At 41.4% G+C, this 13,149-nt stretch carries 13 protein-coding genes; 2 read left to right on the top strand and 11 right to left on the bottom strand.

Features of this window, described 5'->3' with window-relative positions; translation table 11 throughout:
* Positions 1 to 74: 74 nt before the first annotated feature.
* A complete protein-coding gene (locus M3627_RS20735) occupies positions 75 to 203 on the top strand; it encodes a hypothetical protein (protein WP_285841611.1) in 129 nt (42 codons plus the stop codon).
* Positions 204 to 363: 160 nt separating this feature from the next.
* On the opposite strand, the gene hpf is transcribed toward M3627_RS20735, so the two are convergent.
* The 3 genes from hpf to M3627_RS02010 form a co-directional block, all read right to left on the bottom strand.
* Positions 364 to 921 (bottom strand): ribosome hibernation-promoting factor, HPF/YfiA family, encoded by a 558-nt coding sequence (gene hpf / locus M3627_RS02020; protein WP_251552802.1) that lies wholly within the window; start codon positions 919 to 921, stop codon positions 364 to 366.
* 81 nt (positions 922 to 1,002) lie between these two features.
* Positions 1,003 to 1,413 (bottom strand): PilZ domain-containing protein, encoded by a 411-nt coding sequence (locus M3627_RS02015; RefSeq protein WP_251552801.1) that lies wholly within the window; start codon positions 1,411 to 1,413, stop codon positions 1,003 to 1,005.
* Positions 1,414 to 1,784: 371 nt separating this feature from the next.
* On the bottom strand, positions 1,785 to 2,279 hold the full coding sequence (locus M3627_RS02010; RefSeq protein ID WP_169358843.1) for a C40 family peptidase: 495 nt from the start codon (positions 2,277 to 2,279) through the stop codon (positions 1,785 to 1,787).
* Between the two features lie 488 nt (positions 2,280 to 2,767).
* On the opposite strand from M3627_RS02010, the gene M3627_RS02005 reads away from it, so the two are divergent.
* Entirely contained in the window at positions 2,768 to 3,559 is a 792-nt protein-coding gene (locus M3627_RS02005) for an SDR family oxidoreductase (protein WP_251552800.1), read from the top strand.
* Positions 3,560 to 3,653: 94 nt separating this feature from the next.
* Here the strand turns inward: M3627_RS02005 and M3627_RS02000 are convergent, their stop codons facing one another.
* The 8 genes from M3627_RS02000 to ilvB form a co-directional block, all read right to left on the bottom strand.
* Complete coding sequence (locus tag M3627_RS02000) at positions 3,654 to 4,499, bottom strand: VOC family protein (protein WP_251552799.1); 846 nt, start codon at positions 4,497 to 4,499, stop codon at positions 3,654 to 3,656.
* Between the two features lie 380 nt (positions 4,500 to 4,879).
* Positions 4,880 to 5,464 carry a 3-isopropylmalate dehydratase small subunit gene (gene leuD, locus M3627_RS01995; protein ID WP_251552798.1) on the bottom strand — a complete coding sequence of 195 codons (585 nt, stop codon included), beginning with the start codon at positions 5,462 to 5,464 and terminating at the stop codon, positions 4,880 to 4,882.
* Between the two features lie 12 nt (positions 5,465 to 5,476).
* On the bottom strand, positions 5,477 to 6,886 hold the full coding sequence (gene leuC / locus M3627_RS01990) for a 3-isopropylmalate dehydratase large subunit (RefSeq protein ID WP_251552797.1): 1,410 nt from the start codon (positions 6,884 to 6,886) through the stop codon (positions 5,477 to 5,479).
* 15 nt (positions 6,887 to 6,901) lie between these two features.
* Positions 6,902 to 8,002: a 3-isopropylmalate dehydrogenase gene (gene leuB, locus M3627_RS01985; protein WP_169358838.1), complete on the bottom strand. Its 1,101-nt coding sequence runs from the start codon at positions 8,000 to 8,002 to the stop codon at positions 6,902 to 6,904.
* 23 nt (positions 8,003 to 8,025) lie between these two features.
* A complete protein-coding gene (locus tag M3627_RS01980) occupies positions 8,026 to 9,567 on the bottom strand; it encodes a 2-isopropylmalate synthase (RefSeq protein ID WP_251552796.1) in 1,542 nt (513 codons plus the stop codon).
* Complete coding sequence (gene ilvC, locus M3627_RS01975; protein WP_483315270.1) at positions 9,554 to 10,591, bottom strand: ketol-acid reductoisomerase; 1,038 nt, start codon at positions 10,589 to 10,591, stop codon at positions 9,554 to 9,556. The genes M3627_RS01980 and ilvC overlap by 14 nt, the downstream gene beginning before the upstream one ends.
* 24 nt (positions 10,592 to 10,615) lie before the next feature.
* Complete coding sequence (gene ilvN, locus M3627_RS01970; RefSeq protein ID WP_251552794.1) at positions 10,616 to 11,134, bottom strand: acetolactate synthase small subunit; 519 nt, start codon at positions 11,132 to 11,134, stop codon at positions 10,616 to 10,618.
* A complete protein-coding gene (ilvB, locus tag M3627_RS01965; protein WP_251552793.1) occupies positions 11,131 to 12,879 on the bottom strand; it encodes a biosynthetic-type acetolactate synthase large subunit in 1,749 nt (582 codons plus the stop codon). Before ilvB ends, ilvN begins: the two co-directional genes overlap by 4 nt.
* Positions 12,880 to 13,149 lie beyond the last annotated feature (270 nt).

The following is a 13,149-nucleotide window of genomic DNA, read 5'->3' as shown; positions in this document are numbered from 1 at the left end:
CGCCTATGTTGCCCCGACAGGCAAATGGGAAAAAGCGAGGAGGCAGTTCTTCAGCCACTGGAGCTTTTACCCATTTGACCCCGAGGGGCAAGACGGTAGAGCTAGACATCAAGAAAAGCACAATCGCCTATCTCTGCCCCGACAGGCAAATGGAGAAAAGCGAGGAGGCAGCTCTTCAGCCACCGGAGCTTTTACCCATTTGACCCCGAGGGGCAAGGCGGAGCAGCTAGACATCAATTTATCCCCAGGTACACTTCCTACCCAATATTAAAAGCTCTTCTCAAGTAACGAGAAGAGCTTTGTCGCTTTTTGTCGATGCCCTATAGACATTAATATGTGGCACAGAAAGCTTCATTGATGTATTTAGTTTGTTTCGATTAAACCGTATTTTCCATCTCTACGCTTATACACAATATGAGTACCCATTGAGTCAGCATCAGTAAAGATGAAGAAGTTGTGACCAAGCATGTTCATTTGTAAAACTGCTTCTTCCTGATCCATTGGTTTTAAATCAAATTGTTTAGTACGGACGATATTGTATTCGTCTTCTTCTAAATTTGAAACTGGAGCATCTGGTGGATCGATTGCAGCGAAGTAAGCTCCAACACCTTCACGCTCACGGCTTTTACGATTTACTTTTGTTTTATATTTACGAATTTGACGTTCTAATTTATCTACTATTAAATCAATAGCGGCATACATATCAGTATGACGTTCTTCCGCTCTTAAAGTTAAATTCTTCATCGGGATTGTCACTTCGACCTTAGTTTGTTTGTCATTGTATACCTTTAAGTTGACATTTGCAGTCGCTTGAATTTCTTCGTTGAAGTATCGACCAACTTTTTCGATCTTACCCTCAACGTAATCACGAATTGCAGGAGTCACCTCAAGGTTTTCTCCACGAATGTTAAAGTTTAGCATGTAAACTCCTCCTTTAATTTAACTCTATATAATATTTCTACAATCCCTATTTAATATCCTTCTTTTTAAGAAATAAAATAATTATTTTTTGTCGAATCTTGTCACAACTTTGGGTTTGTTTTCCACTTCTTTTCGCCGGCGAGCTTTCAGTTCATTAACAATTCTTTGCTCCTTGTCATGATCCCCATCTAATCGTACTCCGTATTCGAAGAAACCATGCACACTCTTCTTACACCAAACAAGCTCACCTATCATATCCAGCGAAGTCTCATCAATAATAAAACTTATCTCGATTCGCTTTATTAGCTCGATAGCAATGGATAGCTCTGTGACCATTCGCAAGCCATTTGGGCTTATATCTACGATTTGACAGTTCCCCTTATTAGAGAATTCAGCAGGCTGGTCACCTCCCGAGTCTTTTATTAGACGAAAAGTTGCTTCAGTAGGTTCACCAAATGTGTAACGAAAATATTCATTTCTCTTATATTGCATAACATGTCCTCCCACAGGAACCAATAATAACCTTCTATTTTTCTTCATTATGCCTAATAAAGAATTTATTTACAAGAAGTTATTCAACTGCCAGAGGTATATGAAAATAATGTTTCTACTACTTTTATACCCTATTTATGGATTTTAAACACTTTGATATTTCATAATATAATTCCGCTTTTATTGGAGTTTTAGTTGGTAATCATAAGTAAGTGAACCTTTAATGTGGGTATAATTTCCATAATCCTATAAAAATTATAAGGCTTAGAAAAGGAAAACCACTGATATATTAAATGCAACCCATCCTAGTGTGATTGAAACTATAAAAAAATACCTTATCGACTAATCCGATAAGGTACCTTGTTATATGTTTATTTATTTGCAGTCATCGTTACATCTGCTACTCGTTTAGCTCCGACAAAACGTTTGCCCCAATAGTATGGATCGCTTAGCTTATCTACCTTTACACCTTTTGAGCTTGAAGAGTGAATAAATTTCCCGTCTCCAATGTAAATGCCAACATGCGATACGCCTTTACCAGATGTATTAAAGAAAACTAAATCCCCTGATGAAAGATCGTCCTTTTCTACTTTTGATCCTTTTGCATACATACCTGCGGATGATCTTGGAAGATTAACTCCTAAATCATCAAATACGTAGCCTACAAACCCTGAACAATCAAATCCAGCAGTAGTAGTGCCGCCTCCGCGATATTTAATGCCTATTAAGTTTTTAGCAGTGGATACTAATTCAGATGAATCTATTGAGCTAGAAGCTTCAGTATTAGCTGCATATGGAATTGTGACTAAAAGCATAGATAAAATAATTATACCAATGACTTTTTGCGATATAGACTTCAAGTTCATGTAGTTCCTCCGACGTCATAAATTTTCTGAAAACTTAACTATATTCATCTTATCACTCTTTAAACCTTTTTTATTTTACAGTTATGTAACATTTTCATTACAAAAGACGTCTAATGTAATCAAGGAAATTTCCTGTTAAATTTGGGACAACCCTTGATACATAAGGTTTTCAACAAAAAACCATCGACAATTGTCGATGGTTTCTACGCTAAATATAGATGTAAAATCTGTGAAATCTTCTCTTAATCTGTTTTTAGGACAAAACGAATAATTTTATCTATCTCTGCATACTAAAAAAATAGGTAGTTATAAAGTAATGAAAATAAAATATTTAACAAACTAAAAACAGCGTATACATCGCTCTTTGGAGGGCTGCTGTTTCATCAAATATTGACGATCAAATCGAAGATAATCATTTACACTGACAAATCTGAATATTAAATGTAAGATATTCTTATAAATAAGAAAAGAAAGGGTTGAGCGCTTAAATGGACTTAGGACTCCAAAATAAACGTGTTATAGTAACGGCATCAAGTAAGGGCTTAGGAAAAGCAACCGCTTTACAGTTTGCACAAGAAGGAGCAAAGGTGCTTATCTCTAGTCGCAATGAAGAAGAATTAAAGGTAACCATGGAGGACATTAAACAACATAGCTCCAATCCAGATATCTTCTACACCGTTTGTGACGTTACGAAGGAAGAGGATATTGCTCAATTATTTAAAGAAGCAGAAACTAAGCTTGGTGGAGTAGACATTTTAGTCAATAATGCTGGTGGCCCATCTCCAGGAGGATTCGGACAAGTAACCGATCAAGACTGGATGGAAGCATTTGAAAAAAATCTGCTTAGCTATATACGTACCATTCGACAAGCTATTCCATTCATGCAAACACAAAAATTCGGCAGAATAGTAAACATTTCTTCGTCTTCTACTAAAGAAGTATTAGATGGTCTAATTTTGTCGAATACCTTCCGATTGGGTATGGTTGGTTTGTCGAAAAGTATTGCAAGAGAATATGGCAAGGATAATATCTTGATTAATACCGTTGGACCAGGGCGCATTCAAACAGATCGCGTAACAGAGCTAGATGAAATTGCAGCTAAAAAGCGTGATATAACCGTAGAAGATGTGCGAGAAGGGTTTAAACAAATCATTCCAATGGGCAGATATGGAGAGCCTGCTGAATTTGCCAAGGTCATTACCTTTTTATGCTCTGAGGCAAATACTTATATGACAGGTCAAAGCCTAGTAATTGATGGTGGAATGTTGAAGGCATTATAAAATGAGGAAGAAGACTGGATGTTGTTCCAGTCTTTTTTTATTGCATTTGGGACATAAAGAAAAATGCCCCAACTACTAATTGGAGGCATTTTCTTTATTTTACTACCATTTTAATTTTGTTTTCTGATGGATCTTTCGTATAAAAAATTTCGTTTTCTTCAAGAACAGAAATATTTTGTTCACGCAAATTTTTTACCGCTGTCTCTCTTTCTTCTATAGAAGGATAAACAATATTAAATGCCTCTAATCCAGTCATGCTTTCTGAGGCTGGATGTGCACCTGCTCCCGCCCAAGTGTTCAAGCCGATATGGTGATGGTACTTTCCAGTAGACATAAATAAAGCGCCAGGATAAGGAGTAACTACTTCAAACCCCAATAACTCATAAAATTGTTTTGCATCTTCTAGATCAACTACCTGTAAATGTATATGTCCCATTACAGTTCCTTCGGGCAATCCGTTCCATTCCGTGTTGGCACCTGCTGCTAGAATAGCTGGTGCATCGATTCCTAAAGTGTCCATAGCAACAGCACCTTTTTCCCATTTCCACTCTGTTTCTGGTCGATCACTATAAATCTCAATCCCATTTCCATCTGGATCATTTAAATACAGCGCTTCACTAACAAGGTGATCCCCCGCTCCAATACGAATACCATTTTCAGCAAAGAATCTTAAAACAGCTCCTAAATCCTCACGTCTTGGTAATAGTAGTGCGAAATGATAAAGCCCTGTTGTTTTAGGCTCTTTTGGCACTACGTTTTCTGGTTGTTCAATGGATAAAAGAGCAGTTTTCCCGTCAGCTGTTAGCCAAATTTTGCTTGCTTGTCTATCTAATACTTTAAAGCCGATTACTTCCTCGTAAAATTTAAGTGATTGCTCTAGGTCAGTTACCTTTAACTCGACAAGCTCGACATATGTAGAAGGTTTTTGGTGAAATTTCATAATTTATTTGCTCCTCTTTTTTAAGTTACTTTTCGTAAGTAATTATATTTTAATTACCTACTAAAGTCAACTACTCTTTATTGTAGGAAAACATTGCACTGATATTAGTTTTGGAGATTGACCTCCACGTTATACTGCTCTTATCTTCCTTACCGGTCATATATTTCTGTAAGCGGTGATAAAATCTTCGTGAACGGTGATATTTTTCTCCGAACGGTTATAAATCCTCCGCGAACGGTGATAAATCTCTCCGAACGGTGATAAAACCCCAACAAGCGGTGATAAATAAAAATGATGCCATGATCTCACTCTTTTTATTATGTACATAGCCCATCGACATTATAAGAGCCACTAATCTCTTTAGATTAGTGGCTCACTATTTATACAGTGGCAAACTTCTTTTCCTCATACGCTTTAATTTGGTCTTCGTATTGGAAAGTTAGCGAGATTTCATCCCAACCGTTTAAAAGCATCTTCTTTTGGTAAGGGTCGATTGGGAATGAATACGAGACACCATCCTCACCCACTATTGTTTGCTCCTCTAAATTTACTTCTATTGAATAATTTTCTTTACTTAAAATGGCTTCTACTTCCTCTACCGATAATTTAATCGGAAGAATGCCGTTTTTCATGCAGTTGTTGTAGAAGATATCCGCAAAGCTTGGTGCGATGACGACACGGAAGCCATAGTCCAGGATCGCCCATGGGGCATGCTCACGTGAGGAGCCGCAGCCAAAGTTTTCATGTGCCACTAGAATAGCGGATTCCTTATAACGCTCGTCATTTAGGATAAAATCTGCACGTTTGTTTCCTTCTGCATCGAAGCGCCAATGGTAGAAAAGATATTTTCCAAATCCTGTGCGCTCGATTCTTTTAAGAAACTCTTTGGAAATAATTTGGTCTGTGTCAACGTTTTTTCTATTTAAAGGTGTAACGATACTTTTGATTTCATTGATGGGCTCCATGTTTTTTCCTCCTTATGCAGGCACTAGTTGAAATTTTCGAACGTCTACGATATGACCCTCGATAGCTGCAGCAGCTGCCATAGCTGGACTCATGAGATGAGTTCGCGCTCCTGCTCCTTGTCGGCCTTCAAAGTTACGATTAGATGTGGATGCACAATGCTCTCCAGCGGGAACAATGTCATCATTCATCGCTAGACACATACTGCAGCCAGATTCACGCCATTCGAAGCCTGCTGCCTTGAAGATTTGGTCAATGCCTTCCTCTTCTGCTTGTTTCTTCACGGTTTGCGAGCCTGGTACTACAATAGCTGTGACGTTTGGATGAACCGTGCGCCCCTCAATTATTTTAGCTGCGTTGCGCAGATCGCTTAAGCGAGCGTTCGTACAAGAACCGATAAAGACAATACTAATTTGAATGTCCGTCAATGGCATACCTTCCTGCAGTCCCATGTACGTAAGTGCTTTTTCATGTGCCTGCTGATCGGAAGCCTCTTGGAAATCTGTTTTATACGGAATGCTTTGGGACACTCCAGAGCCCATCGAAGGGTTTGTTCCCCAAGTGACAAACGGCTCGATTTCCTCTGCATTGATTTCCACTGTTTTGTCGTAAGTAGCTTCTGGATCAGAAGCCAAGGCTAGCCAGCGTGAAGCTTCCTGTTCAAATGCTTCACCTGTTGGGACGTATTCTCTGCCTCGTAAAAACTCGACTGTTGTCTCGTCTGGGCTAATCAAACCTGCTCTCGCTCCTGCTTCAATCGACATATTACAGATGGTCATGCGCTCCTCCATCGTAAGCTTCCGAATAGCTTCTCCGGTATATTCCACAATGTAGCCAGTTCCCATATCAATTCCGAACTTAGCGATGATCGCTAGGATAATATCCTTCGCTGTTACTCCTATACCGAGCTCACCATTCACTTTAATTTGCATCGTTTTTGGTTTAGCCTGCCAGAGAGTTTGAGTCGATAAAACATGCTCTACCTCACTTGTACCGATACCAAATGCGATGGCACCAAAGGCACCGTGTGTGGAGGTATGACTATCTCCACACACAATTGTTTTACCGGGCTGCGTTAAGCCTAGCTCTGGCCCAATAATGTGAACAATTCCTTGGTCTGGATGTCCGATATTTGCTAAAGGAACTCCGAACTCATCACAGTTTTGCTGTAACGTGTTAATTTGTTTACGAGCAATTTCATCTTTAATTTCTTTTTGATTTCTTGTTGGCACATTATGATCCATCGTTGCGAAGCAAAGGTCTGGGCGGCGTACTTTACGATTATTTAAGCGTAAGCCCTCAAACGCCTGGGGAGACGTTACCTCGTGAAGCAAATGAAGGTCGATATAGAGAAGGTCTGGTTTCCCCTCTTCCTCGTATACAATATGTTCATCCCAAATTTTCTCGATAATCGTTTTTGCCATGTAGTCCCTCTCCTTTTATACGTATGAATACATAATGCTTTCTGAAACAAATTCTGAATCTAATTCATCTAACACCTTGTCAGTCCATTCACTTGTGGATAAAACTCGCTTCCCGTTCGTCTGCAAGTCTCCTGTAAAGTAACCATCGTTTAGTACATTAAATACCGCTTCTTCGATGGCTGCAGCCTCTGTTTCCATTTGGAAAGCCTCGCGAATCATCATGGCAGCAGATAGAATGCATGCAGCAGGGTTCGCTTTATTTTGACCTGCAATGTCTGGCGCAGAGCCATGGACCGGTTCATAAAGTCCGAAGCCGTCACCCCGGGTACTAGCAGATGGTAGCATTCCTAGTGAGCCCGTGATCACAGACGCTTCATCGCTTAAAATATCTCCAAACATGTTTTCCGTTACAATGACATCAAAAGCACCTGGCTTAGTGATTAGCTTCATCGCTGTTGAATCGACTAGCATATGCTCTACTTCTACGTCCGGATAGCCTTGTTTTTTCTCTTCTACTATTTCTCTCCACAGCTTGCTGGAATCCAGTACATTTGCTTTGTCTACAGAGGCTAGCTTACCTCTTCGGCTCCGGGCAAGCTGGAATGCCGTGTCTACAATTCGCTCGATCTCAGAGCGAGTATAGACTAGAGTGTCCAATGCGTAATCATTTGTTTTCTTGCGAGGCTCTGCAAAATACAAGCCGCCTGTCAGCTCTCGAACTATTACCATGTCAACATTTTCTGCGATTTCCTTTTTAAGTGGAGAAGATTCTAGTAGAGCTGGAATAGCCTTCACTGGACGAATATTCGCATAAAGTCCGAAGTGCTTGCGAATTGCCAATAAACCTTTTTCAGGGCGTAAATGAGATGGGTTTTGATCCCATTTAGGTCCACCTACCGCACCTAATAGGATGGCATCACTATCACTGCACAAGCTGATCGTTTCTTCTGGCAGTGGATTTTGACAAGCATCAATTGCTGCTCCGCCGATTAACGCAAATTGCAGATTAAATGTATGATTATATCGCTTTGCAATTGTTTGAAGCACCTTTACCGCTGCCTCCGTTACTTCAGGACCGATTCCATCACCAGGTAATACCGTTATTGTTTTTTCCATCCCATTCACTCCCATTGTTTTATTTATTGAATGACTGCTACACGCTCTTTAAAATGTGCATTCATTAGTTGTCGATTGACTGCATTGATGTACGCTCTCGCAGATGCCTTAAGTACATCCTGCGATGCATTTCTTCCAGAAGAGGTTGCTCCGTTGTACGATAGATTGATCACTGCCTCGCCTAGAGCATCTCGCCCTTTGGAAACAGAGGAAACCCGATAATCCAAAATTCTTACCTCTCCATTGACTAGCTTTTCTAATGTGTTAAAGATCGCCTCTACCGCACCAGAACCGTTACCTTTGGCGGTAGTACTCTCACCAGTTGGCATCTTCACTGTGATGGATGCAGTCGGTACATTGTTTTCGTAGTTAATGATTAGTTCCTCTAATTCGTAAACCTCAACTTCTCCACTGCTTACTTGCTGATCTGTCAATAAAACAAATAAATCCTCATCGGATATTTCCTTTTTACGATCCGCAAGCTTCTTAAATGCTGTAAAGGCTGCATTTAACTTTTCATCGCTTAACTGGAAGCCCATTTGCACTGCACGACTAAAGAATGCGTGACGACCGGAATGCTTACCAAGCACTAGCTCGGTTGCGACATCTCCAATTAGCTCTGGAGTAATGATTTCATACGTTTCAGGGTTTTTGAGCATCCCGTCCTGATGAATGCCGGATTCATGTGCAAAGGCATTTTTTCCGACGACTGCTTTGTTCGGCTGAATGACGACTCCTGTAAGCTTACTTACTAGCTGACTCGTACGCTTAGTTTCCTTTAGAACGATGCCGGATTCCGCTTGGTAATAATCGCTTCGAATATGCAACGCGACCGCAACTTCCTCTAGTGCTGCGTTTCCTGCACGTTCACCGATTCCATTGATCGTGCCCTCAACCTGTGTCGCTCCATTTTCAATAGCTGCAAGTGTGTTCGAAACAGCAAGACCTAGATCATCATGACAATGTGCAGAAAGCTTAACCTTCTCAATACCAGTAACATTCTCGGACAAATATCTAAACAAAGCACCATATTCAATCGGTGTTGCATAGCCCACTGTATCTGGAATATTAATCGTTGTAGCTCCGGCTTTAATGACTTCATTGATAATACGAACTAGAAAATCCTTGTCAGATCGTGTTGCATCCTCCGCAGACCATTGCACTAATGGAAAGTATTTACGTGCTAGCTTCACCGATTCTACTGCGATTTCTATAACCTGCTCCGGTGTTTTGTTGAGCTTGTATTGCATATGGATCGGCGATGTAGCGATAAATGTATGAAGGTGAGGCTGAACCCCTCCTCTTAATGCCTCCCAGGACGTTTCGATATCGCTTTTAATCGAACGAGCGAGACCAGTTACGACTGAATTTTTAACGGTGTTCGCTATTTGCTGAACTGCGTTGAAATCACCAGGTGACGAAGCAGGAAAACCCGCCTCAATAATCGATACTCCAAACTTTTCTAGCTGGCGAGCGATTTCTAGCTTTTCCTGGGTGTTTAAGTTAATCCCAGCGGACTGCTCCCCATCTCTTAGTGTCGTGTCGAAAATATCAATTTTGGCCACTCGTCACCACTTCCTTCTTCGCTTTTTTTCCTTCATTGATAAATGGCATCATTTCTCGCAGCTGTGCACCTACCGTTTCGATTGGATGCTCTGCTTCTGCTTGTTTGATAGCATTGTATTTCGGACGTCCTGTTTCGTTCTCCTGAATCCATTCCTTCGCGAACTTACCGTTTTGGATATCCGTTAATACATCCTTCATGCGATCCTTTACCGATGAATCAATGATGCGTGGGCCGGAAACGAAATCTCCCCACTCCGCTGTGTCTGAAATGGAAGAACGCATCGTCGCCATTCCTCCCTCATACATCAGGTCCACGATTAGCTTTAACTCATGTAACGTTTCAAAGTATGCAAGTTCTGGCTGATAGCCTGCTTCTACTAATGTTTCGAAGCCTGCTTTTACGATTGCTGTTGTACTACCGCAAAGCACTGCTTGCTCTCCGAAAAGATCTGTTTCTGTTTCTTCCTTAAACGTTGTTTCTAACACTCCAGCACGAGCCGCCCCAATCCCTTTTGCATAGGCCAATGCCAATTCCTTTGCTTGACCCGTTGCATCTTGGTATACCGCGAACAAGCCAGGTACGCCTGCTCCAGATTCAAATGTACGGCGTACTAAATGCCCTGGTCCCTTTGGAGCTACTAAAAATACATCCACGTCTGATGGAGGAACGATTTGGTCGAAGTGAATATTAAAGCCGTGAGCGAATACTAACGCCTTGCCCGCTGTTAAAGCAGCTTCGATTTCTGCCTCATATACAGCTTTTTGTCGTTCATCAGGCAATAAAATCATAATTACGTCTGCTTTTTCAGCAGCCTCTTGCACCGAGTAAACGTCTTGCCCATCTTCTTTTGCCTGGTCAAATGATTTTCCAGCACGAATTCCTACAATCACGTTAAAGCCTGAATCCTTTAAGTTTTGTGCATGTGCATGACCTTGTGATCCGTATCCGATGATTGCAATTGTTTTTTCCTTTAAAGATCCTTCATTGATATCCCCGTTATAATACATTTTCGCCATTTTCATTTCCTCCTCAGATTGTTTGTTTTGTTATTGCAATATAGAAAGATAAGGTGCATTTGCGGCCTTTTGCGTTTCTCTTACAAAGGCAGTAACACCAGTTCTTGTTAATTCTTTAATGCCATAAGGCTTGACGAGCTCGATAAACGCATCTATTTTTTCTGGGTTTCCAGTGACCTGGAATGTAACAACATTTTTTCCTGTATCAATCGTTGAAGCTCGGAAAGGCTCTACTAAACTATTGATCTCCACTCTTACAGAAGGTGGAGACACTACTTTTACTAATGCGAGCTCCCTAACTACTATTGATTTTTCTGTAATATCATTTACCTTCAGCACGTCTACTTGTTTTTGGAGCTGCTTTAACAGCTGTTCAAGCTTCTGTTCATCCTCTACGTTAACGACAAAGGTCATTTTAGAAATTTGAGGCTGCTCGGTGTGACCTACTGTGATGCTCTCAATATTGAATTGACGCTTCATCAGGAGACCAGTCACGCGATTAAGCACTCCACTTTGATTGATGACCGTGACAGTAATGATTCGTTTCATTCTGGCTTCACCCCAATCATTTCGTGTAATGCTGTGCCTGGGACAACCATTGGAAGGACACTTTCCTTTTGGACTACTCGGCAATCGATCAGCACTGGCTCATCCGACTCGAGTGCTTCTTTTAATTGCACCTTTGCCTCTTCATATGTCTCGATTTTATATCCCTTAATATCGTAAGCAGCTGCCAGCTTGATAAAATCTGGCTGTACCGGTATTAAGGATTGAGAATAACGTTCTCCGTGGAAGGTTTCCTGCCACTGACGAACCATACCGAGTGCCTGATTGTTTAAAATAATGACCTTTACCGGTATACGCATTTCTTGGAGTAAGGAGAGCTCCTGAAGTGTCATCTGAAATCCAGCATCTCCAACGATGGAAACCACCCTCTCATCTGGCTTAGCTATTTGAGCTCCAATTGCTGCTGGGAAGCCAAATCCCATCGTCCCTAGACCACCTGAGGTCACCCAATTGTGTGGCTTACGGAACTTGTAATACTGCGCTGTCCACATTTGATGCTGTCCGACATCGGTTGTCACAACAGCCTCTCCATTTGTGTATTCCTGCACTAGTTCTAAAACCTGCTGAGGAAGTAGTCCCCTATCTCCACTTGCATCATAGTGTAATGGGTATTGCTCTTGATTGACCTTTAAGCTCTCTAGCCAAGCTGCTGTGTTGCCATTTGGTGCATTTTGATGGAGTAGGGCCTCTAATGCCTCTTTTGCGTCCGCAACAATCGGTATTTCGGTTGGTACGTTTTTACCGATTTCAGCTGGATCTATATCGATATGAATCACTTTCGCGTTTGGAGCAAAGTAATTTAAATTCCCTGTTAAACGGTCATCGAATCTTGCTCCTATGTTAATGAGTAGGTCGCATGTTTGGATGGCCATATTCGCTGTGTATGTCCCGTGCATACCGGCCATTCCTAGAAACAAAGGATGTGTTCCCTCGATACTACCTAGCCCTAGTAGCGTATTTGTAATCGGTATTTGGTATTTTTCTGCTAGCTCCTTTAGTTGTTCTGAGGCGTTTGCAAACAAAACTCCTGCTCCCGCTAATATTAATGGTTGCTTTGCTGTAGAGATTGCCTGAGCCGCCTTCTGAATTTGCAGGAAGTTCGGCGTAGTAGTTGGCTGATAGCCTGGTAAATTAACTGCTTCCGTTTCCCCTTCCCTTGGGGTGAAAATACCTGTTGCTATATTTTTAGGTATATCGACGACTACTGGTCCTGGACGACCTGTGGAAGCAATGTGAAATGCTTCGTTCATAATTCTTGGGAAATCTGCTACATCCTTTACTTGGTAATTGTGCTTCGTAATTGGCTGTGTGATTCCAATGATGTCTGCCTCCTGGAAGGCATCTGTTCCGATAACGGTTGTGGCGACCTGGCCAGTAAATACGACTAATGGAATCGAATCCATCATTGCATCTGCAATCCCCGTCACCACATTTGTAGCACCAGGGCCCGATGTTGCAATCACCACTCCGACTTTCCCAGACACTCGTGCATATCCTTCTGCTGCATGTATTGCTCCTTGCTCATGACGGGCAAGAATATGCTTAATCGGGTTTTTATGCAGTGCATCATAAATCGGTAAGACTGCACCACCTGGATATCCAAATACTACTTCCACCTGGTGCCTTTTTAGCGTCTCGATAAACACGTCTGCACCATTCTTTTCCGGGACAGCTATACTGGTCGCCGGCTCCTCTAACAATTGCTCCGCTTCTACAGTTAACTTCATCATCATTCCTCCTCTTCCTCAAATCGTCCAGTTTTTATCTAATAAAAAAGAAAAGAATTTCCTCCCACACAAAGAAACCATCGTTCTTTTGTATAGGGATGAAATTCTTTTCATGGTACCACCCTAATTCGTAGCGCAACCGCTACCTCGCAGACAAACGACATAGCATCGAACGTCCATTTTTAACGAGAGTAGCTTATTACTACACCCGGAAGTATCTAAAAGGGATAATCCCGTTCAACACCTCACTCCGAGGGGATGTCGCTAAAG

This window comes from Psychrobacillus sp. MER TA 171, assembly GCF_023713305.1.
Lineage (GTDB): Bacteria > Bacillota > Bacilli > Bacillales_A > Planococcaceae > Psychrobacillus.
The sequence above is the reverse complement of the archived record's forward strand: the minus strand, read 5'-3'. Positions and strand labels throughout refer to the sequence as shown.

Excerpts from the sequence above, each read along its gene's own strand:
- hpf (WP_251552802.1), bottom strand. The coding sequence starts at position 921 with ATGCTAAACTTTAACATTCGTGGAGAAAACCTTGAGGTGACTCCTGCA.
- M3627_RS02015 (WP_251552801.1), bottom strand. The coding sequence starts at position 1,413 with ATGCAATATAAGAGAAATGAATATTTTCGTTACACATTTGGTGAACCT.
- M3627_RS02010 (WP_169358843.1), bottom strand. The coding sequence starts at position 2,279 with ATGAACTTGAAGTCTATATCGCAAAAAGTCATTGGTATAATTATTTTA.
- M3627_RS02005 (WP_251552800.1), top strand. The coding sequence starts at position 2,768 with ATGGACTTAGGACTCCAAAATAAACGTGTTATAGTAACGGCATCAAGT.
- M3627_RS02000 (WP_251552799.1), bottom strand. The coding sequence starts at position 4,499 with ATGAAATTTCACCAAAAACCTTCTACATATGTCGAGCTTGTCGAGTTA.
- leuD (WP_251552798.1), bottom strand. The coding sequence starts at position 5,464 with ATGGAGCCCATCAATGAAATCAAAAGTATCGTTACACCTTTAAATAGA.
- leuC (WP_251552797.1), bottom strand. The coding sequence starts at position 6,886 with ATGGCAAAAACGATTATCGAGAAAATTTGGGATGAACATATTGTATAC.
- leuB (WP_169358838.1), bottom strand. The coding sequence starts at position 8,002 with ATGGAAAAAACAATAACGGTATTACCTGGTGATGGAATCGGTCCTGAA.
- ilvC (WP_483315270.1), bottom strand. The coding sequence starts at position 10,591 with ATGAAAATGGCGAAAATGTATTATAACGGGGATATCAATGAAGGATCT.
- ilvN (WP_251552794.1), bottom strand. The coding sequence starts at position 11,134 with ATGAAACGAATCATTACTGTCACGGTCATCAATCAAAGTGGAGTGCTT.
- ilvB (WP_251552793.1), bottom strand. The coding sequence starts at position 12,879 with ATGAAGTTAACTGTAGAAGCGGAGCAATTGTTAGAGGAGCCGGCGACC.